General features: G+C 46.6%; 15 protein-coding genes. 11 read left to right on the forward strand and 4 right to left on the reverse strand.

Annotated elements, in window-relative coordinates; genetic code table 11:
- The first annotated feature begins 1 nt into the window (after position 1).
- Positions 2-703 (forward strand): ankyrin repeat domain-containing protein, encoded by a 702-nt coding sequence (locus tag BLQ13_RS06665; protein ID WP_244159239.1) that lies wholly within the window; start codon positions 2-4, stop codon positions 701-703.
- Between the two features lie 169 nt (positions 704-872).
- Here BLQ13_RS06665 and BLQ13_RS06670 read toward each other — a convergent pair whose 3' ends face one another.
- Positions 873-1,835, reverse strand: a complete 963-nt coding sequence (locus BLQ13_RS06670) for a copper amine oxidase N-terminal domain-containing protein (protein ID WP_090917381.1) — start codon at positions 1,833-1,835, stop codon at positions 873-875.
- A 241-nt stretch (positions 1,836-2,076) separates the two neighbouring features.
- Here BLQ13_RS06670 and BLQ13_RS06675 point away from each other — a divergent pair, with 241 nt between their 5' ends.
- From BLQ13_RS06675 to BLQ13_RS06700, 6 genes are all read left to right on the forward strand, one after another.
- Positions 2,077-4,500, forward strand: a complete 2,424-nt coding sequence (locus tag BLQ13_RS06675; RefSeq protein WP_167375660.1) for an outer membrane protein assembly factor BamB family protein — start codon at positions 2,077-2,079, stop codon at positions 4,498-4,500.
- A 154-nt stretch (positions 4,501-4,654) separates the two neighbouring features.
- Positions 4,655-5,482 (forward strand): methionine ABC transporter ATP-binding protein, encoded by an 828-nt coding sequence (locus tag BLQ13_RS06680; RefSeq protein WP_090917385.1) that lies wholly within the window; start codon positions 4,655-4,657, stop codon positions 5,480-5,482.
- Positions 5,479-6,150 carry a methionine ABC transporter permease gene (locus BLQ13_RS06685; protein ID WP_090917387.1) on the forward strand — a complete coding sequence of 224 codons (672 nt, stop codon included), beginning with the start codon at positions 5,479-5,481 and terminating at the stop codon, positions 6,148-6,150. The genes BLQ13_RS06680 and BLQ13_RS06685 overlap by 4 nt, the downstream gene beginning before the upstream one ends.
- Before the next feature lie 51 nt (positions 6,151-6,201).
- Positions 6,202-7,038: a MetQ/NlpA family ABC transporter substrate-binding protein gene (locus BLQ13_RS06690; protein ID WP_090917389.1), complete on the forward strand. Its 837-nt coding sequence runs from the start codon at positions 6,202-6,204 to the stop codon at positions 7,036-7,038.
- 193 nt (positions 7,039-7,231) lie between these two features.
- Positions 7,232-9,226 (forward strand): methyl-accepting chemotaxis protein, encoded by a 1,995-nt coding sequence (locus tag BLQ13_RS06695; protein ID WP_090917391.1) that lies wholly within the window; start codon positions 7,232-7,234, stop codon positions 9,224-9,226.
- A 242-nt stretch (positions 9,227-9,468) separates the two neighbouring features.
- A complete protein-coding gene (locus tag BLQ13_RS06700; RefSeq protein WP_090917393.1) occupies positions 9,469-12,687 on the forward strand; it encodes a response regulator in 3,219 nt (1,072 codons plus the stop codon).
- Between the two features lie 21 nt (positions 12,688-12,708).
- On the opposite strand, the gene BLQ13_RS06705 is transcribed toward BLQ13_RS06700, so the two are convergent.
- Both BLQ13_RS06705 and BLQ13_RS06710 read right to left on the reverse strand, forming a co-directional pair.
- Entirely contained in the window at positions 12,709-13,383 is a 675-nt protein-coding gene (locus tag BLQ13_RS06705; RefSeq protein ID WP_090917395.1) for a response regulator transcription factor, read from the reverse strand.
- A 74-nt stretch (positions 13,384-13,457) separates the two neighbouring features.
- Positions 13,458-14,306 carry a helix-turn-helix transcriptional regulator gene (locus tag BLQ13_RS06710; protein ID WP_090917397.1) on the reverse strand — a complete coding sequence of 283 codons (849 nt, stop codon included), beginning with the start codon at positions 14,304-14,306 and terminating at the stop codon, positions 13,458-13,460.
- Positions 14,307-14,454: 148 nt separating this feature from the next.
- On the opposite strand from BLQ13_RS06710, the gene fabF reads away from it, so the two are divergent.
- Positions 14,455-15,693: a beta-ketoacyl-ACP synthase II gene (gene fabF, locus BLQ13_RS06715; protein ID WP_090917887.1), complete on the forward strand. Its 1,239-nt coding sequence runs from the start codon at positions 14,455-14,457 to the stop codon at positions 15,691-15,693.
- An 83-nt stretch (positions 15,694-15,776) separates the two neighbouring features.
- On the opposite strand, the gene BLQ13_RS06720 is transcribed toward fabF, so the two are convergent.
- A complete protein-coding gene (locus BLQ13_RS06720; protein ID WP_090917399.1) occupies positions 15,777-17,009 on the reverse strand; it encodes a nitrate/nitrite transporter in 1,233 nt (410 codons plus the stop codon).
- 505 nt (positions 17,010-17,514) lie between these two features.
- Between BLQ13_RS06720 and BLQ13_RS06725 the strand changes: the two genes are divergently transcribed.
- The 3 genes from BLQ13_RS06725 to BLQ13_RS06735 all read left to right on the forward strand — a co-directional run bounded on the left by BLQ13_RS06725 (position 17,515) and on the right by BLQ13_RS06735 (position 22,807).
- On the forward strand, positions 17,515-19,821 hold the full coding sequence (locus BLQ13_RS06725; protein ID WP_090917401.1) for an FAD-dependent oxidoreductase: 2,307 nt from the start codon (positions 17,515-17,517) through the stop codon (positions 19,819-19,821).
- A 35-nt stretch (positions 19,822-19,856) separates the two neighbouring features.
- Positions 19,857-21,989: an assimilatory nitrate reductase catalytic subunit NasC gene (nasC, locus tag BLQ13_RS06730; RefSeq protein ID WP_420848918.1), complete on the forward strand. Its 2,133-nt coding sequence runs from the start codon at positions 19,857-19,859 to the stop codon at positions 21,987-21,989.
- A gap of 398 nt (positions 21,990-22,387) precedes the next feature.
- Positions 22,388-22,807: a hypothetical protein gene (locus BLQ13_RS06735; protein WP_090917404.1), complete on the forward strand. Its 420-nt coding sequence runs from the start codon at positions 22,388-22,390 to the stop codon at positions 22,805-22,807.
- The last annotated feature ends 7 nt before the right edge of the window (positions 22,808-22,814 follow it).

Genomic DNA, 22,814 nt, shown 5'->3' on the forward strand with positions numbered 1-22,814 from the left:
TATGAACAAATCCCTGATGCTGATTATTCTGATCAGCAGTGTGCTGTTCGTTCAAGGCTGTATGCTTAACGAAGAAGATAACTCAAAGGAGGGAAGCCGTATGGCCTCACTAAATCAACAGTTATTCAGTGCAGCTGAAGCAAAAGATACCGGGAGTATCGAAAAGCTCATTCAGGAGGGAGCCGATGTTAAGGCTCAAGATCAGAGCGGAAGAACGGCCCTGATGATTGCAACGTACAATCAGGATATCGCATCTGTGCAAAAGCTGATTGAAGCAGGAGCGGATGTTAACCAGCAGGATGACATGTTGGATAGTCCGTTTTTATATGCGGGTGCCGAAGGGTATTTGGATATTTTGAAGATTACTATTCAGGCAGGGGCAGATCCTGCTATCACAAACCGGTACGGAGGAACGGCGCTCATTCCCGCTTCGGAGCATGGATACGTTGACGTGGTGCGAGAGCTACTGACCAATACCACGGTAGATGTGAACCATGTGAATAAATTAGGATGGACAGCATTGTTGGAGGCGATCATTCTAAACGATGGCAATGAACGGCAACAGGAGACCATTGAATTGCTTATCCAACATGGGGCTGATGTTAATCTGGCCGATGGCGATGGTGTGTCTCCCCTCCGTCATGCCAGAGCAAAAGGTTTTAAGGAGATCGAAGCTATTTTGTTGCAAGCAGGTGCAAAGTAGTGACACATTATTACTGTAGAGTAAACGGGCATCTGCCGAGGTAGTAACTGAACATCAACGAAAACGGGATGAGAGTAGCCTTTGCTATCTCATCCCGCTTTTTTGTGGTTATTGCGATATTTTTAGTGCAGGCATCTCTTTATTCAACCTATCTTTACTTCCAAACGAACTACTTCTCCCCTGGCACTTCGACGATAACTTTGCCTTTGGTTGGCGTAGCAGAGCCGCTTTCAAGTGAGCCTTTCTTGTTCATCATGTCATAGGCGGTTTCCTCCAGCATGCGGGAGTACTTGAAGGATACGAGTGTTTTACCAGCGACAGAAGGGCGGGTTCCTGCTTCGGTCACAGATTTGGTTTTAATAAAGAACAAATCACCAATCGTTCCGGCTTGTTTACCCAGATTAGCCTGCCATTTCAGCATGGCATTGCCGTTTGTAATTGTATAATAACTGACCAGATCGTTATCCTCAATCATGAAGAAGCGGTCCTTTTGGCCTTGTTCAAAAATGTAAACTGTTGATGAATCCACTGGCCCGAGCGGATTTTTCACATGTAGGCGCGGTTGGCCGAAACTTGAAAGCCGCGGCAGCTGCAACGCTGCTTCGCGAGCTGCCGTCAAATCAGAACCGTTGTAATCCTTCACTACGGAAGCATTGGTGGTGTAAATATAAGCTTCCTTGGCAGCCTGATTCCAGCGCACTTGTGCGCCAAACGTTTCACCAATGGCACGAAGTGGCAGCATCGCTTTTCCTTTTACCAGAATGGGAGCCGAGGACAGGGTGGCATTCTGGCCATTCTTTTTCATCGTTTTACTATTGGGTGTCAGCACGTATTGGTCACTGCCTGTTTTGATACTGATTTGTTTGCTCTTATTGTCATAACCGAAGGTATAATCTCCGAGAAATTGCAGTTCAGTCAGGGCAATGTATGTGACCCCTTGGCGGATGACTACATCGTATTGTGCAGAAATATTGTTAATGTATGCCATAGGTTTCGTTGTAGTGGCTGCTTCAGCCACCGTAGGTGTGAACAGTGCAGGAGCTACTCCTGCGGTCAGAATGGAGGCGGCCAGCAGCATCTTCCATTTTTTTTGCTTCCAAATTGCGTTGTGTAATGGTGCTGTGTTTTTCATAATCAATCTCCTTTCAGATCATTAGACGGATGGATTGTTCCAAAAGTTGCATATTAATGGAACATCCATAAGATATTAACCTAGTTCCTGTATATTAAACTGTAAATTGAGGACATGAAATAAAGCTGTGTTCGAGGGAAGAAAGGATATGATTTTTCCAAGATTCATTCGGAAAACAGGTAACTTTTTGATATGGGGAACGTCTTATATGGAAATAACTTCTATTGGGAGATGAATGTGTGTGAAAAAGGAGCCTAATCAGAACATATGGGGTTATACTCGCTGCTTTACCTTAACGGGAATAACTGTGCTACTGCTAACAGGATGTATGATGCCAGATCCCCAAACGGATGTGCCGGGCAGACAGGCTCAGGTTTCAACAACACAGACAACTGACTCGAAAGCTCCAATTCAAGTCTCCGATACAATTTTTAACGATTTACAGTTGCCTGGTTCATCAACCTTGCTTTCAGCGCAGCAAATTTCCGCCAAGATCCCCTACAAAAAGGGAGAACGAGTAACGCTCAGAGAGGGATTACCTCTTTTCAGTGGGCGGAAGGATAACCGCGTTGCAGTAGATCAGATGAAGATTATATATCTCACTATACCGAAGGAAAAGTATATTTTGACTGGGGTTCAGGGGGAGTGGATGCAAGTCAAGAACCAGCAGCAAGATAGCTACTGGCTTCCTGCCTGGTATGCGCTTAAGCAGAGTAACAACATAACGCAAACTGATCCTCATACATTCACTGTTCAAACGGATAGCAAATTGTACCTCACTCCTGACAGTACGATAACTTGGCCTTCCGATCAGGCGCTATTGAAGAAGGCGCTCATCGTGGCTGAGTGGAAGGAGTGGGTCGGCGTGTCCATTGCTCCCCGTATTTGGAGCAAGGAATGGACAGGTTATCACCATGTGATGCTCTGGATCAAGAAAAAGGATATTACAGGTCAAACTCCTGTCTCCGATGGATGGTTTGTAAGTGAGCCATCGTTATCTATCTCTATGCTCCGCCATCTGGTAGATACCAAGCTGGATCAAACGACGACCACCAAGCAGGTTGCCAAGTGGTTAGGGGAGCCGGATTGGAAGGAGCAGTCCAGAAATCTGAATGAACCAGGTGATCCGATGCGAGTTAGACAGACCTGGAGATATGAGCGGCAGGATGCACATTTATTGTTAACCTTTAATAACAACGGCAAGCTGACCGAGATTCATTGGAGTATGCCAGCGAGTCAGGATAATGAGGCAGATCTCCGAAGTGATGAGCGTATGGGCACGTTTACTTATTTCACTCAAGTTGCTATGGGGAAGTCGCTCCCGCAAACGCTACCCTGGAAACCGGAATGGGTGAATCAGGGAGATCTGAACTATACCTTTCTACAAGCGGGTACAGATGATGTGCTCCTCATGAAGGGAGATGATGGCGGGTTTAGCGGCATGCATTATGATGATTCCTTCTACGCGCTGGATCGACATACAGGGAAATTGCTCTGGAGAGTGCATAACGGATATGGTCCTGCTCAAGCGGTTTTAAATACCAAGCGGGATGCCGTTACACTATATACAAGTTATGACACCGATCGCAAGCAATATCTGGATCGTTTGCGCCATATCAACCTGAAAGACGGAAAGCTTCTATGGGAATATAAACCTGAGGTACAAGATAAGCGGAATAACAGTACAAACAAGAAGAATACAGCTGACGATATGGTATGGTTGAACGGCATCAAAGCTGCCCGAAATGTAGTTATTGTAGATATCCCTGCGGCTGAAGGCTCCAGTAATGGATGGATTCATGTGCTTAATAGTTCAACCGGTAAACGGTTATGGACTAAGAAATTAACGACAGGATATCAATTGCTTAATCGGAATGCCGACGAACCTTATGTTCTATATCAGGAGAAAAATCAGCTTGTTGCCGCAGATCCTCTAACGGGACGAACGGTTTGGCAGGTGAAGGCGGGACCATCCGCGATAGATCATATCGAGAATGATTCCTATTTTGACGGTATCCATCGTTATGATCCGTTTGGCTCAGCACCCCTTGGGCGTTGGATGTTGCTGGATGATCAGTGGGTGCTGCTTGATTTGAATTCTGGTAAGAAAAAATCTCTAATTCCTGCACGTATAGGTCAGCAGATAGAAGTACTAAATGATGATATGGTGCTGATTCGTCAGAATAAAAAAGGAAATATGTACGGTGATTACGGAGATTATACAACCTCCTTATTTGACCCAGATACAGGCAAGATTCGCTGGACGGTTGATGCGAAAATTGAACGTGGACTTCTAGAGGCGGATCAACTGTATGTCATTAGAAACGGATATCCTGCCGCCGTGGATTACCATACCGGGGAGACACGGTGGGATGCACAAGAATCTGTTGGAACAAACCAATATTCGACCAATCAGGGCAGTTACCTCATCATTGGAGATCGTTTGTTGCTTCCGCGAAATGAAAACTTGCTTGTGATGGATAAAAACGATGGAACTCTGCTAGGGCGTGTGCATGATGTAGTCATGGGGACTCCGGAGCATCGGGATCGGGATGCAAAGAATGGCATGATCAACCGAATCGACGATAAAGTGTATGTCGGATCAGCTAACGGACGTTTCCGTGTCTTTCCAGTTGATCAGCTGGAAGGAGATATCTCTTTTTAAAAGCTTGTCTGGGTCGCCATGTTGTTTTATTATAAATGAACAGGATTGCTCGCGCTCCGGTTATCGGCTGTGCGGGCTTTCTTCATGTGTTCTTGAAAGATTCTTGAGAGATACTTGAGGGAACCATACATGATCATTCACGGGAGGAATCTCCATGATTTCATTATATGGTGTGAGCAAACGGTTCAACGAGCGCGGTTCCCGTGCGGATCAGGGATTTGAGGCCTTGCGATCCGTCTCACTTGAAATAGGTAAAGGTGAGATTCATGGCATTATTGGTTCCAGCGGGGCAGGAAAGTCGACCTTGCTACGGATGCTCAACGGTTTGGAACAGCCTGATGCTGGAGAGGTTACCGTCAATGGTCAGCAACTGACCGGAATGAACGAGCGAGACTTGCGTCAGGCGCGTCGGTCCATCGGTATGATCTTCCAGCATTTCAATCTGGTCAGCAATCGCACGGTGCTGAGCAATGTGAGCATGCCCTTGGAACTGGCCGGCAAATCACGTTCACAGCGGCGAGAGCGAGGGTTAGAAGTACTTCGATTCGTAGGACTGGAGGACAAAGCGAACCAGTATCCGGCTCAGCTGAGCGGAGGACAGAAGCAACGCGTTGCTATTGCCAGAGCGCTTGCCAGTCATCCAGCTGTATTGCTCTGCGATGAACCAACGTCTTCACTTGATCCGCAGACAACAGGGGGAATATTGGATGTGCTTCGTCATGTGAACGAAACGATGGGGGTGACGATTGTCATTGTTACCCATGAGATGGAGGTAGCTCGTCGATTATGTCACCGTATTACGGTGATGAAAGAGGGTCAGATTGTGCGTACCCTATCGGAATCAGAAGTTCGCAGTATCCCGGTTCCACAGCCGGATATCCTTACTTCACTGCTTGCAGACGACACTTTGGGTGGAACAGGAACGGAAAAGGTAACGGGCACCACTCTCCAGCGTCTGGCGGAACAGGAGGACGGGCAATGATGTTACCTGAGTCAGTGCTTAAATATCAGCATGAAATCTGGCAGGCCATTGGAGAAACATTTGTGATGGTGGGGATATCCATCGCGGCAGCAGTGCTGGTCGGTTTGCCTCTCGGTACGCTATTGTATCTGTTTCGTAAAGGGCAACGATACCAGAATCGAGCCTTGTTCACGGTTCTGGGCAGTCTTGTGAATATTATTCGTTCCTTTCCATTCCTGCTGCTGGTCGTCTTCATGATCCCGTTCACTCGGTTGGTTGTAGGCACATCCATCGGTACGTTAGCTGCAACGGTACCTTTATCGGTCATTGCTATTGCTTATTATGCCCGCCTTGTCGAACAGGCGCTACTCGATGTGCCTAAAGGTGTCATCGAAGCAGCCTCTTCTATGGGAGCCTCGACCGTGCAACTTGTCCTTAAATTCCTGTACGTGGAGGCAAGGTCTGGTCTTGTGCTGGGACTTACCACAGCAACGATCAGTTTTGTTTCCTATTCTACGGTAATGGGGATTGTTGGCGGTGGCGGTGTTGGTGATTTTGCCATTCGTTATGGTTATCAACGCTTCGAAACGGAAATTATGATATTTACGATTGTTATCATGATTGTGCTGGTACAGATGATTCAATTCACGGGTAGCCGACTGTCTCGCTGGTTGGATCGCAGATCCTGAGGAACCCGCTAAAAATGACTACAGAATGTACAGAGAAGGGGTAAATATTCAATGAAAGTAAAATTGATGCTCATGCTACTCGCGGTTATGCTCGTTGTATCCGCCTGCGGTAAAAAAGAAGAAACGCCTGCTACTGAGGGGGCGAAGCCAGAATCACAAGCCGGACAGGAAGTTACACTAAAAGTAGCGACATTGATTCCGCCAATGACGGATGTACTGGATATCGTTAAACCGCTTCTTAAAGAAGATGGCGTAAACTTGGAGGTTGTGGTGCTGTCAGATAACGTACAGCCGAATACGGCTCTAGCGAACAAGGAAGTGGATGCGAACTTCTTCCAACACGTGCCGTACATGAAACAGTACAATGAGGCGAATAGTGCAACTCTGGTTCCTGTTCAGCCCATCTATAACGCGATCTATGGTGGATACTCCAAAACCTACAAGTCCATCGATGAACTGCCAGAAGGAGCAACGATTGCGATTGCCAATGATCCTTCAAACATCGGGCGCTCCCTCGTCATGCTGGAACAAAACGGCCTGATTAAACTCAAAGAGGGTGTGGGTTTTAATGCGACACAGGCAGACATCACGGAGAACAAAAAGAACTTTAAGTTCAAAGAGGTAGATTTGCTGATGCTTGCCCGTATGATGGATGATGCAGATCTGGTAGCTATGACTCCTGCCTATGCGAGCCCGCTCGGTCTGACGCCCAAAAAGGATGCTTTGCTGACCGAGAAGGACGATTCCCATTTTGCGATCACGTTGGTAGCCCGTGAGGATAACAAAGACTCCGAAGCCATCCAGAAGCTGGCTAAACGTATGGCTGGCCCTGAAGTGAAAGCCTTTTTCGAAAAAAATTACGCAGATATTGCCATTCCAGCATTCTAAGGTATAGGTGAGTATAGAGATTCGAACATTGAGATCCGAGCCAATATGCTTGGGTCTTTTTGTTTGTAATCTTACTTCTGTTAACAACTATTTAGAAACTTAATAGAACCGGAGTTAAATTCGTTTAATTTAGTTAATAACTTTTTTGTATGTTAGTGAAAATATCAATTTAATATGGAAGAGGTAGAGTGAATTGTCGTTGGAAAACAAAAAAACAGGTTGGTTAGGAAAGATTGTAACCGATTTTAAGGTCAAACTGATCATGTCCTTCATTATCTTTTTGGCGGCCCCTTCCATCACTATAGGTGTATTGTCTTATAACAATGCCAAAGAGGAAGTAACGAAACAAATTTTACATAGTGCAGAGGAAAATGTGAATTTAGCTAATAGTACGATTGATTTAATAGTCAATGTGAAACGCAAGCAGGTTGAATATTATGCGAAAGTTTTTACTGCAGACACCATGAAAAATTCAGAAGCAAACATGCTGGAGGAAATAAAGGGATTCATCGGGCAGAACCCGGATGTGGTTTTGGTCAGTATAGGAAATGAAAATGGAAAATATTTAAGTTCTTCGGATACAGCTACCCCGCAAGATTATGATCCACGAACCAGACCTTGGTATACAGAAGCGATGAGTCAACCTGGTCAGGTTATCGTCACAGATCCGTACACCTCCACATCAACGAATTCAGTTACGGTTTCAATTGCAAAGGCATTGGACGATCGCTCTGGTGTAGTCAGCCTTGATCTGGATCTGAACGACATTAGCAATAGTATAAGCAAGATCAAGGTAGGGGAGCAGGGATATATGGTCTTGCTGGATCGTAGCAAAAAGTATATCTATCACCCGAACAGCCCAGCTGGATCAGACGCGAAAGAGTCATTTTGGACAGAGGTATTTGATAACGAATCAGGCACATTTGATTATGTCTATAATGATGAGCCCAAGGTTATGTATTATTTAACGAATGGTTCAACCAATTGGAAAATCGCAGGTACGATGTTTACCTCCGAGGTGCATGAGGCGACAGCTCCGATTCTGCATCGTATGATCATTGTGCTGTTATCTTGCCTTGGCGTTGGGGCTGTAATTATCTGGCTTGTCATGCGATCTATTATTAAACCGATCAGAGAATTGAAAAATCAAGCGATACAAGTGAGTGAAGGAGATCTGACACAGACTATTGTAAGTAAAAGTTCGGATGAGCTTGGTCAACTTAGCGACGCCTTTGGCAAAATGCAGACGAATCTGCGCTTGCTGATCCAGAATGTAGAGCATAGCGCAAGTCAGGTAGTTACCTCATCAGAAGAGATGACGCAGAGCGCAGAAGTGACCAGTGCTGCGAGTGAACAGGTGGCCAGGGCTATTCAGGAAATTACGCTGGGAGCCGAGAAACAAATGCATGGTATTGAGCATAATCACGAGGCCATGCGCGAAATTACGTCTGGTGTAACCAATATTGCGGAGAGATCGGTTCATGTGTCCGAATTAGCCAAACAGACCACATTACAAGCAGAAGAAGGTGGCAACACGGTTAAGCAGACGGTAGATCAGATGAAATCAATTCAAGAGACCGTCTTACAGATGAGTCGTATCATTCAGACATTGGATCAACGTTCTGAGCAAATCTCGGCCATCACAGAGCTGATGGGAAATATGGCAAAACAAACGAATCTACTAGCTCTGAATGCGTCGATTGAGGCTGCACGTGCAGGTGCACACGGGAATGGGTTCGCCGTAGTAGCTGGAGAAGTTCGCAAGCTCGCAGAGCAATCCCAGCAGTCTGCTCAGGATATTACTGCCCTGACATCTGCGGTCCAGAAGGATACATTGGAATCCGTTGATATGATGAAGAAAGTGGCATTAGAGGTCGAACAGGGCATGGAGGTTTCCACGGAAGCTATTCAGAAGTTCCAACGTATTCTGGAGAGTATGCGCGAGACTACACCTCAGATTGAAGAGATCGCAGCCACTTCACAGCAGATTACGGCTGGAGTACAGGAGGTTGGGGCTGTGTCTAGCGAACTGGCAGGTATTGCTTCAGCGAATGCCTCAACTTCGGAAGAGGTCGCAGCCTCATCGGAAGAACAGCTGGCTTCGATGGAGGAGATATCAGCTTCTGCAAGAAGTTTGTCAAGTATGGCAGAACATCTGCAAAGTCTGATACAGCAGTTCAAGTACTAGGGAGCCGAGAGGCTCCTTTTTTACATTTAGTCTGGTAATTTTGTGGGAGTTTCTGGAATGCGTATCGAAGGGTAAATGTTAGAAGAAAGGAGGAGGAATTGGGGAGAAATAAGCTAATATCCGCAATTGAATAAGGGGGAGACGCGTAATATGATTTGATTAATGCGGAGATACAATCGGCCAATCTGGCCTGTTTTTTCGTATGTTAAACAACGCTAAAGTCGTAACTTGGATGGTGAACTTTGCTACGCGATCTCGTTTTAAATTTTACATTAATTTTAATTTTCGTCTTCCTTATCCATCACTATCTGAATCAATCGAGTAATCGGAATAAGCCATCATTTACCTCTCGCTTGATCATTGGGATAGCGATGAGCATGTTAGGTACTGCGTTATACTACTTCTCCATTATATTGGATGACGGCTCGATGTTAAACTTTAGATCCATCGTATATCTTCTTGCTGCCTATTATGGGGGAGGCGGAACAGCGTTTATTACCTTTGCAGGATTGTGGATGTTTAGAATTAATGCTGGTTTTTGGCCGTCCATTGAAAATTTTGATTATGCATTGTACGAACTTTTATTTGTTCTATTCGCATCCCTGAATTTTAAGTATATACACCAATTTAATCTCCGGTGGTTCTCCGGATCGCTCCTGTTCATTTCGGTTTACCAGTTCACGATGGTTTTGACATATCCGGCGACACCCTATAGTCATGGGATTACTTTACTGTCTCAAATTGTATGTATGCTGCTGGTTGTATTGTTCATTTATTTCCTGAACCAGAATCATCAATACAGACAGTTGGTGGTACAAAAAGAGCAGGAAATGCTGGAGATGCTACGCAGACAGCCAGGGTTTACATTTAAACTGCGCAAGCTGAACGGGAAGTTTGAATTTCTTTTGCTCGAAGGGGAAATGTTGTCTCATCTAGGTATGGATATGCGAAGTCTGGAGCAAAGCTTCCAGCTCGGGACTATTAATGCACTACCTCAGGAGAAAATTCAATTTTTGAAAACACAATTCAACCGCGCCTGGAGAGGCGAACACTTTTTTTTCGAGATTGAGCACAAAGGATACTATGCTCTGGTTAAGCTCGGGCCTTTTCTGGAAGGCAAGGTAGTGAAGTATGTTATCGGGTATGGACTTGATATTACAGAACATCGTGCTGTCAGGCGAAGGATTCAGGAAAGTGAGGAGCGCTATCGTTTGCTGGAGCGAGTGTCCTCTAATTGGGTTGCAGGATTGGACAATAGAGGCAACATCGTTTCCGTTAACCATAAATTTCTGGATGTCCTTCAGGCGGATCGGCAACAGGTCATTGGTCGTGCGCTTGCAGACTTGCTTGTGATGGAGAAATCAGATTGCTGGACTACCGTTTTACGAGAAGTTATCTCGTCTAAAACCAATCATGAGGCGGAGTTGACCTTCCGGATCGGTGAAAGTGATGAATTGCATGTTCGCGTTCATCTTTATCCGATCAAGTCATCCGGTTCAAGTGAGCAAATTAAGGCTGTCTTTCAAGATATGACCGACCAGTATCGACGGGTGAAAGCGGATAAAGCCAGTCAGGCGAAGAGTGAGTTTTTGGCCTTGATGAGCCATGAGTTGCGGACGCCGCTGAACAGTATTACCAGCTTCAGTTCCTTGTTGCAACGAACACCTCTTACGCCTCAGCAACAGGACTATCTAGGCAAGATCACCGTATCCTCACAATCGTTACTTGCGTTGGTCAATGATATTCTAGATTTTTCGAGAATTGAAGCAGGAATGTTTAATGTGGAGAATGTTCCCTTTTCTCTGGAGGATGTATTTAAACGAGTGGCGGATCAGATCAGTACAGCTATCGGTAACAAGGATATTGAGATCATTTTTCATACCGATCCCGAGCTGCCTTTAACGGTCATTGGTGATCCGTTCCGTTTGGAACAGGTTCTTATTAATCTGCTTAATAACGCCATTAAATTTACGGACGAAGGGTATGTCATATTTCATGCAGAAGTGCTCACACTTGAGGATCAACATGTTGAAGTTCGATTCGAGGTAGAGGATACCGGGATTGGTATCTCCCCTGAACAGATGGAACGTTTATTTGTACCTTTCAGTCAGGCCGAACCATCGACCTATCGAAAGTATGGAGGCTCTGGCTTGGGCTTGGTCATTTGTTATCTCCTGATCACTTCATTAGGCGGCAGTCTGCAAGTGGAAAGTGTACTTGGTGAATATAGCATGTTTACATTTGAGCTGGTGTATGAACTGACAGAAGTAGAGGATCGTTCTTTCCTGCCAACCTATCCATTGTTATATGCAGTGAATGATGTGATGATTGTGGAAAGTGACAGAAGAGTTGCAGAAAATCTGGAACAGATGTTGCGCTCATTTGGTCTTAGACCTAAAATCTATTCTTCTTTTCATGAAGTGCTTGTCAATGATAACTATGATTACGAAAGGGATGAATCGTTTTCACTCCTGATCATGCTCGATATGGATATGAAACATGTACATGATGAACCGGACTGGGAGTATTTACTGAATAGGCTCCGGGGTACACGGATTCAGGTGTTTGGATATACGCGCGGTATTAGTGAGGATGCTCTTGTAGCTAAGCAGAATTTTATTAATCCGAAGGCAGTCTTGTTTAAGCCGATTACCCGTGTCGGGCTGTTTGAAACTTTGTTGACATTGCAGGATGGAGAAGTGCAGAATTTGAACCAAATTACAAATCAGGATGAGTCCTCAGAACGAATAAATCAAGGAGCCATTCTAGTGGCAGAGGATCATGAGATCAATCAGATCGCCATTCGGGCGCTGCTTCAGCAGATGGGCTTTGAAGTGAGAGTGGTGAAGGATGGAGAAGAGGTACTGAGCGAGCTGCATGTTCAGCCGTGGAAGCTGATTTTGATGGATTTGTTCATGCCGCGAATGGATGGATTAGAAGCTGTTAAACACATTCGTCAGATGAGGCAGTACGATCAATTACCCGTTATTGCACTTACGGCAAATAGCATGAAGAAAGATCATAAGGAATATATAGAGGCGGGTATGAATGCCGTTCTGACGAAACCGATTGGTGAACAACAGCTCCAAGATGTATTGACGGCCTGGATTGATCTGAAGGGCTTGCATGACATCAGGGGGATTGATACGGATAAAGCCCTGAAACAGATGGATAACAAACCGCACATTTTGCAGTACGCGTTGAATAAGTTTGCTCTAGAATATAGCGGATTTGAGCAAAAAATTCAGAATTATCTTGAGCAAAAGCAAATGAATGAAGTTGTACGGAGTACACATTCTCTCAAAGGTGTTGCAGCCCACCTGCATGCTGCGAAACTGCTGCAGGCCGTTCTGCATCTGGAATCCCTTCTGTCGGTTCCATCCTTCGAAGGGGAATTGACCTCCATCCTGGAACAAGTGCAGCAAGAAATTGATCATATTTCAGAGTCACTACCATGGTAAATATGACTAGCAGAGGTCATGCTAAGGTGTGAATTTATACCCGACCCCCCATATGGTTTGAATATATTGGGGGTTTTTCGGGTTATCTTCAATTTTTTTGCGAAGTTTCGTAATATGTACATCAATGGTCCGATCATTAATATACGCATCTATTCCGCGAATGGCCTCGATTAAAGCGTACCGACTGAACACTTTGCCAGGATTAAGCACAAACAGCTTCATGATCTCAAATTCGGAAAATGTGGTTTCGACTCTGCGATTGTTTAGCAAAATGGTTCTGCGTGCAACATCGAGGCTTAACCCATTTTCGGTTTCGGTCACTACAGAGTTTTCCAATAAAGCATAGCGGCGTAAAACGGCCTCGATGCGAGCCTTCAGTTCCTGCATGCTGAACGGTTTACAGACAAAATCATCTGCGCCGTCGGTTAAGGAGCGAATACGTTCAGACACCTCGGTTAACGAAGAAATGACAATCATCGGAAGGGAGGTATGTTCACGCATGATTGCGCATGGATTTTTCCCACCTGAATCAGGTAACATCAGGTCTATTAAAATGATATCTGGTCTGGTTTCAAGCTGCAAAAGTGCACACCCGATGGTGTCCACACGATCTACTTCGTAGCCTTCACCTTGTAAATACAGGGATAAAGTGTCGCCCAGCATGTTGTCGTCCTCTATAATAAGCACTTTAGTCATGGTGTTCCTTTCTAAATCCACGTTATATAGGTATGTTAGGTAATGGATGTCGCTCTCCCTGGCAAGTAAGCAATTCAGGATTCATTACTTCGATCAAGCAGTTGCATGAGTTTACGCTCTGTTGCCGTTTCTGGTGCGGGTGTATAAATGCTGCATCGCAAATCAGAATTACCTTGAATTTGTAGTGAGGTCAGATCAAACAACATTTTTCCTGCTCTCGAATGTCTGAATTCAATCCATACGTCAGGAGCACTGCTTACGCTGCTTTGTTTCCATAATGCTTGAAAATCAGGGTGGCGATTCATCATATCATTCAAAAATAAATTATACCATTCATCGTCGACATAACGACCATAATAGCCACGAAAAATAGATAAAAATCCGCTGACGAAGTCCTCCCAGTTCACTGCAAGCCTGCGCAACTCTTTTCGATCAAATACCAGACTAATCATATTCCGCTGCTCTAAGGGGATCTGTTCAAAGTTCATAAAAACTTGTGCGGCAGCCTCATTCCAGCCGACGATGAAACAGCGCCGATCAGAGATAATGGTAGGACAATAGCGCAATTCCTGCAAGATTTTCTGCAATGACGGGTGAAGCTGAAGCGTGTCTGGTTCCGGCACGGGCAGATCCGAATAATGCTCCGTAGCTAGAGAAAACAAGTATTTACGTTCATCTGCAGTGAGTCTGAGAGCAGAAGAAATGCTGTCCAGTACAGCATGTGAAACCTGAATGCTTCGTCCTTGTTCCAGCCAGGTATACCAGGTCGTGCTGACGTTGGCCAATTGGGCGACTTCTTCTCTTCTTAAACCAGGTGTTCTTCGCCGGCCTCCGGCAGGCAAGCCAACGGATTCTGGAGAGAGTTTCGAACGCTGTGTTTTCAGAAAAGTGGATAACGCCTGTAATCGAATAATATCACTCAATGGATCACCTTCAATCTGTTTATCATGGTAGTCATTATACTATGATAAATGACAACTTGTAATAGGATATACAGAAATGGCACTATGAATGCATAAGCATCAGGAAACTGAATGAAGAACGCTACAAGGAGGACAAATCGGGATGAGTATGGAACGTGTTGTGATTACAGGAATGGGTGTGATCTCTCCACTCGGCAATGATGTAGATACATTCTGGGGCGCTTTGAAGGAAGGCAGATCGGGAATTTCTCCGATTGAACATCTGGACAGCGGATTGTATAAAACAAGAATGGGCGGATTGATTCATGATTTTGATGGTGAAGCCAGATTTGGACGCAAAGAAGCCAGACGCATGGATCGGTTTGTACAATTTGCTGTTGCAGCAGCAGACCAGGCGTTATCGGATTCAGGTCTAGTGCTGGAATCGCTGGACCGGGAGCGGACAGGTGTATATATTGGTTCAGGTATAGGCGGGATTCAGACCTTGATGGATCAGGGCAGTGTCTTGTCAGGACGAGGAGCAACGCGGGTCAGTCCAACGCTTGTCCCGATGATGATATCCAATATGGCGGCAGCCACAGTCAGTATGAGGTTTGGCTGCTGGGGGCCAACGCTCTCCCCGGTAACGGCCTGTTCGATTGGAAACACAGCCATTGGTGAAGCCTACCGGCTGATTCGCCACGGAGGAGCAGATGTTATTTTTGCAGGAGGTACAGAAGCGGCAGTCACAGAAATATCGCTCGCGAGCTTCGGCAATGCGACAGCGTTATCTACCAGAAATGAAGCTTGTACAGCGGCAAGCCGACCTTTTGATGCAGGCAGAGATGGGTTTGTTATGGCAGAGGGGGCAGGGATTCTGGTTGTGGAAGCTCTGTCTCATGCACTGGCAAGGGGAGCAAATATTCTCGCTGAAGTTATCGGTTATGGGGCTACTTCCGACGCGTACCACATGGTCGCCACTCATCCTGAAGGTAGAGGAGCCTATCTTGCCATGCGGGCAGCGTTGCGGGATGCAAAGCTGGAGCCTCGAGATATTGATGTGATCAATGCTCATGCGACCAGCACAGAGGCGGGTGATCTGTCTGAAACGAGAGCGATTAAACAGCTTTTTGGTGAATTGGCCTATCATATCCCCGTAACAGCGAACAAGTCCATGACGGGGCATATGCTTGGTGCTGCAGGGGGAGCTGAAGCGATATCTCTCGTTCAAACGCTGCGGCAAGGCATCATACCGCCAACCATTAACCAGGAGCAGAGAGATCCTGAATGTGATCTGGATTATGTCCCGAATGTCGCGAGAGAAGCAGTCCTGCAGACAGGGATGTCCAATTCTTTTGGCTTCGGCGGACATAATGCGGTTATTATTCTTCAGAAGTATTCAGCATGAGCAAAATGGATTGAATAATTGATAGGAATAAAACAAACAGCGCTGCCAATATGGCTGCGCTGTTTTCATGTGTAGGCTGGGGATCAAGACGTCAGAGAAGTTGAATCCGCAATGCCTTTGCCACTTCTGCTCAGCCAGCTTACCCGCCAGCGGGATTGCATGAAGAGAACAAGGCACATGGAAGCGGCAGCGATGAGACTGAGAATAACAAATCCTGGCGTGTAAGATTGATAAGAGCTGTACAGTTGACCCAGAATGAGTGGCAACGCGTAACCTCCCAAACCTCCAGCAGCCCCTACGATGCCTGTCATCAGACCAATCTCGTTGCCAAAACGTTGTGGAACCAGCTGGAATACAGAACCATTCCCGGCCCCAAGGCACATCATGCCGAGGAACAACATGACGATGACTACCGGAAGCGGCGGTAGGAAGGATACACCCAGAAGCATGATGCAGGCGCCGGAGTACAAGAAGGTAAGCATCCGGGTTCCGCCAATTTTATCCGCCAGAAAACCACCAACAGGCCGGAAGAAGCTGCCTGCAATGACACAGAACGTCGTAATGTCAGCGGCATGAACGGCAGAAAGTCCATATTGGGTATTAAAGAAAATAGTCAGATAATTACACAGTCCAACGAAACCGCCAAAGGTGACACAATAGAAGGCACAGAAGACCCAGGCATCTTTTTGTTTAAGCAAAGTTCCGTACTGGGATAACTTCTTAGGCTCTGGACGATTCGGACTGTTTTTGGCGAAGATGGAAAAGAGGATAAAGACGATAACAATCGGGATGATCGCGAGTCCGAAAACAACTTCCCAGCTACCAAAATGAGTGGCCAGACGATTGGCAAACAAGGTAGCAAGAACCGTTCCGCTATTACCTGCTCCGGCGATCCCCATGGCAAGACCTTGATGTTCTTTAGGATACCACTGTCCTGCAAGCGGCAGCGCGGCTGCAAATGAGGCGCCCGCTACGCCGAGTAAAAGAGCTACGACATATAGTTGGCTGAGCGAATCCACCCATAACCAGCCCAGTAACAATGGAACGAGGGTGAATAACATACCGATCTGAGCGGTTAATTTGGGACCAATATAGTCGGACATGAAGCCAAGCACCAGCCGCAGGATGGAACCCCCGAGAATGGGCAGGGCGACCAGATTTGCTTTTTCCAACGGGGTCATCGGATAATCCATGGCAATAATAACAGCGAGCGGACCGAGCATACCCCAGATCATAAAACTGATGTCAAAATACATAAACGCTCCGAACAGTGTAGGCTTATGCCCGCTTTTCCAAAAACTTTTGCTCTCTACCATTCCTCATCGCTCCTCATCCAAGTAGGTTCTTTGTTATGTCTCTATTTTTTTGTTCGGGCAGAAAAAGGCCGCAAGCCGTCCTGAATTAGAACGATTTGCGGCCCCGTTGCCGACAGGCGGTACACTTCTTTGTGCTCCCGCTTCTGAGATGATCACATCGCTGTGATTTTGATTCAAATTATAAAAAGGGAAAAAGGTAATGTCAACAAAAATAACATTAAATTTTAAAATATTTATTACATGATCCAATTTTCATTATTTCATGTCAATTTAGTTGACATATATTTTAAATTCAATTAATCTGAATTTAATAAGAATCTACACAATGGCGTGTAGAGCTGGGAGGCAATGGTGCCCCTTTTCCCTTAATGGAAAAGGGGTTGTTCTGTTTTAAATCAGGGAAGGGGTTGTTCTGTTTTAAATCGAAAAAGGGGTCTTTGCGTTTTAAATCAGAGAGAGGCAATTCGGTTTAGTTTGCAGATGTGAAAGGGATAGGGGGCGGCCCATGAGTAGAAAGAAACTGGTGGTTATCGGCAATGGTATGGCTGGAGTGAAATGTGTAGAAGAGATTATTAACCTGGAGCCGGATCGGTATGAGATTGTCATCTACGGGACGGAACCTCGCCCTAATTACAATCGAATTATGTTATCCAAAGTGCTCCAAGGTGAGCATTCCATACAGGACATTATCATCAATGACTGGACCTGGTATGCGGACCGTAATATCCGGCTGTGCACAGGTGAGACTGTTCATCGGATTGACACCCGTACGAAGTTCATTGAGACGGAAGCTGGCAAAAAGGAAACCTACGACATATTGATCCTCGCGACAGGGTCCTCTCCGTTTATTCCGCCAATTCCGGGCATTGATAAGGAGCGTGTAATGTCTTTTCGGTCCATTGATGACTGTACTCGCATGTCAGATTACTCCAAAGAATACCGCAAAGCGGCTGTCATCGGTGGTGGATTGCTTGGGCTGGAGGCTGCAAGGGGGCTGTTGTATCTAGGGATGGAAGCGGTGGTGGTCCATAATGCACCGTATATTATGAATCGACAACTGGATTACGAAGCTGCAGCGATGCTTCAACGTGAGCTTGAAGATCAGGGCATGTCCTTTCTTTTGAATAAAAATACGCAAAAAGTTACCGGACGTTCACAAGCGCAGGGTCTGCTTTTCACAGATGGATCCAAACTGGAGGCACAACTGGTCATTGTTGCTGTCGGGATTCGCCCGAATGTGGATCTGGCCAGGAGAAGCGGCATTGCTACACATCGTGCTGTTGTGGTTGACGATCATATGCGTACCAGCGTACCTGATATATATGCCGTGGGAGAATGTGCAGAGCATCGGGGGATCAGTTATGGTCTGGTAGCACCGCTGTATGAGCAGGGAAAGGTGCTGGCGCGCACATTGTGCGGACAGGAGGTGCCGGGCTATGCAGGTTCTGTTCCGTATTCACAGCTGAAAGTCTCGGGGGTAGATGTTTTCTCGGCAGGAGACATCAGTGACGAAGGGTTGCAGACGGCCATTCAGCATTTGGATGGTGTTCAGGGCACGTACAAAAAAGTGCTGATGCAAGCTGGCAAGGTTAGAGGTGCCATTTTGTTTGGTAACACGGTTGAGGGCACGGCCCTCCTTGGGCTGGTACAACGTGGAGCCGATGTGGCTGAGCTTGCCTCCAAGGAAGATACGCCAGATCCTGCAGTAACAGCAGCAGCTGCTCTTCCAAGCCAGGAAACGGTCTGCGCTTGCAACAATGTAACCAAAGCGGCGATCTTAAAAGCCATTCAGGAGCAAGGGCTGGAAACGGAAGAACAAGTGAAGCAACAAACCAAAGCTTCAGGTTCATGCGGTGGTTGTAAACCTATGGTGAGTGCTCTGCTGAAACTCGCTAAACGTGTGGAGGTTGATGGAGGTATCAGCACAAGTGCTGAATCAGGCGGTACGAAGGAAAAACCTGCCGAGCTCCCTGTATGTCACTGTACGGAGATGAGCCACGCAGAGCTGAAGCATCGGGTAAGCGTGATCCTGGAGACATATGCAAAAGCAGCTGACATTTCGAACGTTGGATATGGAGTCCTTCCATTGGAAAACACACAGTTCAATTCACTGTTGAAGGAGCTGAACTGGCATTCGGAACACGGGTGCCCGGTATGCCTTCCTGCAATTCGCTATTATGTTTGTGTTTCAGGATTAATGCAGTCCTCCGCAGAAATTGATGTGAAAACAGAGTTGAAGACAGACCCTTACGGACTGGAAGCGGAAGATTTACAAGGGGAACTTGTGCTGGGACATGATCAGATGGTTCACATCTATTCGGAGCGACATGTACCATCATTAGCTTCTAGTATTACTGCAAGCGATCTGGAGACGAGACTTCGTACCGATTGGAAAAGTGCAGCGATGCCTTCCGAAGTGAACATCGCTATTGCTTGGGGGTCTCGATCCTCGGTGAATGTACTGGTTTCCGATGTAGGCCTGCAGGCTTCTCCGGCTGGATGGGAAATTTACGTCGGAGGTCATGCCGGGCATCCGGTGAAGGAGGGCTCCTTGCTCGGGACAACGGAATCAGAGCAGCAAGCGTTCATTCTCGCATCGGCCTGTCTGCAATGGTATCGACAAACGGCTTGGTTTGATGAACCTTTATGGATGTGGACGGAACGTCTGGGAGTGATGTCGATTCGGGAAACGCTTTTGAATACACAATTCCAGCGAGAACTTACGTTTAATCGCGCACAGGAGCGCGAGAAGGATGTTGAGCGTGGAACGAAGACCCTTTTTGAAAACCTCATTGCTCAGGTGAAAGCTTGAAGGCTTACATGAATAACCCGGAAAGGCAGGAGAGCATGATGATGGACGTGGTAAATACAGACCAAGCGAAGTCGAGGTTATATGTAAAAGAGACCCAATGTCCTTATTGCAGTGTGCAATGCAAAATGTCCGTAGAAGAGCTTGCTGCTCCCGTTGCGGGTCAGAAAGTGGCGGAGTATACGGTTCAGGGCGTTCCTAATAAGGCTTCGCAGGGCCGCCTGTGCGTGAAGGGAATGAATGCTCATCAGCAAGTGTTCAGTTCCGAGCGTTTGATGTATCCGCTCATTCGCCGTCAGGGAGAATTGGAGCCATGCTCATGGGATGAAGCAATGCAGACGATTGCTGATCGGTTGCAACAGCTACAAACGACGTATGGTTCGGATACCGTAGGCGTATACGGCGGAGGATCGTTGACCAATGAAACCGCATATTTGCTTGGGAAATTTACCCGCGTAGCACTCGGCAGCAAGTACATCGACTATAACGGCCGCTTCTGCATGTCAGCAGCAGCTTCTGCCGGTAGCAAAGTTTTCGGAATGGATCGTGGATTAACGTTTCCGCTTTCGGACATCCCTAAAGCAGCATGTATCATACTGGCAGGAACGAATGTAGCTGAGTGTCAGCCAACGCTCTTACCGTATTTTAATGAAGCGAAGGAAAATGGAACGTTTATTATTGTGATTGATCCTCGTAAGACGGCAACGGCAGCCATTGCTGATCTTCACCTCCAAGTGAAACCGGGTAAGGATGCACTGCTGGCCGATGCGATGCTGAAGGTAATTATGGATGCGGGCTTGGCTGATTCCAGCTTTGTTCAGAAACGTACGACCGGATATGAACAGCTTGTGCAGGAGATGGAAAGTCTCAATCTTGAGCAGGCCGCAAAAGCATGTGGGGTCGAACTGGACTTGATCCGTCAGGCGGCAATGGCTTATGGCGAAGCACATACTGGCATGATTATGACGGCACGCGGGGTGGAACAACAGACGGATGGACACATGGCTGTCCGGCATTTTCTGAATATGGTGCTGGCAACCGGAAAGATCGGCAGAACAGGTTGCGGATATGGCGCAATTACCGGACAAGGAAATGGACAGGGGGGACGGGAGCACGGACAGAAGGCAGATCAGCTACCAGGATATCGTTCTATTGAAAATGAGGAAGACCGTGCATATATAGCATCTGTCTGGGGAGTAGACCCTACTCTTTTGCCAGGCAAAGGTGTATCAGCTTATGAGATGATGGAACGTATCTATGAGCAGGACATTCGCGCATTGCTTGTGATGGGTTCTAATCCGATCGTTTCAAATCCGAATGTAAGCTTGGTAGAGGAAGGTTTACGAAAGCTTGATTTTCTCGTCGTAGCCGATATGTTTCTGTCTGAAACGGCCAGATTGGCCGATCTTGTACTGCCCGTAACCGCTTATATGGAAAATGAAGGCACACTCACCAATCTCGAAGGGCGTGTTCTCCTGCGCGAACAAGGAAGGTCTGCACCTGGAGAAACGTTAGACGATTGGGACATTTTGTGCCGCATTGCCGAGAAGCTGGGCAAAGGTTCGTTGTTCCAATATGCGAAGGCTGAGGATATCTTTAATGAATTGCGAATTGCGAGTCGTGGCGGAGTAGCGGATTACTATGGAATCACCTATGAACGACTGAGAAATGAACAAGGAGTGTACTGGCCTTGTCCTTCTTTAGATGAGCAGGGCGAGGGAATGTTGTTTCATGAACGATTTGCTCATGTCGACGGAAAAGCTATGTTTACTCCGGGAGCCAGTCAAGGGTGGGATGATGTTTCGGAAGCTTTTCCCTTGATTCTAACGAATGGGCGTATTCTCGCTCATTATCTAACAGGTGTGCAAACACGCAGAAGCCCAGCACTTGCTGCTCGTGAGTTAGAGAACTTTGTGGAACTTCACCCGTCAACGGCAGCTCGCCATCGCATCCGTGACGGAGAGTGGGTAGAGGTCCAGTCGGCCTACGGAAGCTTCACTGTCCGTTCGCGAATCAAGGCATCCATCCGCGAGGATACGCTGTTTGTGCCCATGCACTGGGGCGGAATCCAAAATGTGAACCGGGCAACGAGGCCTGATCTGGATCCCTTCTGCCGAATGCCTGGATTTAAGACAGCTGCCGTGAAAATTCAGCCGTTACGACTGGTCTAATCATTTAATCAATGGATTGTTCCAAGAATAAATAGCTGCCCATCTCATGAAGTTTGCGGGATGGAGCGGCTTTTTGCGTTATATGTGTAACCGCGTGCCGGGGCACGTCAAGGGGAAGTGGCGTAGCAGGGGGCGAAAAGGGGGAAAAGATGCACTTCAGTGGGTTTCAAGACACGCCCTAGTTCGCTAGTTCGATGGAAACATGAATATTGGCCCATGAAAGAGGTGTGTAATTTCGTTATGATGTTCATTAGGGGTACATATGTACGTATTTGTTCTGTTTTGCAAGATGCCACTACAGGGTATTAACTGTTGATGGATAAGGAATCTATATATTTGTAATAAAATGGATTATTTGAGTGGGTTTTGATGTAACTCATGAAAGGAGGAATGATGCATTGAATGTATGGATTACAGTGAAAAGTCTGGGCAAACGCAAACCGGCTCTTGCGAAACAAGCCGCTGAACTTCCGGAAACAACAAGCACACTGCGATTGCTTATCGAGAACATGGTTGGACAACAGGTGCAAGCTTTTCGGGAGAGGAAGGCCGCAGCGGGGATGCTTGCTTATCTGATGCCCCAAGACATCGAAGCGCAGGGTGCTACGGGAAAAGTGGGTTTTGGCACAATACATGGCGAGGGCGTTCCTGATCTTGGAGAGGCGAAGGAAGCCGCGATACTTGCTTATGAAGACGGAATGTACAAAGTATTTCTGAATGATGAAGAATTGGAAGATTTGGATCAACCACTGAACATAGAGGATGGAGCTCATGTGACCTTTATCCGCTTCACGATGCTAGCCGGACGTCTGTGGTAAGGGGAGC

Source organism: Paenibacillus polysaccharolyticus, from assembly GCF_900102085.1.
GTDB classification, from domain to species: domain Bacteria; phylum Bacillota; class Bacilli; order Paenibacillales; family Paenibacillaceae; genus Paenibacillus; species Paenibacillus polysaccharolyticus.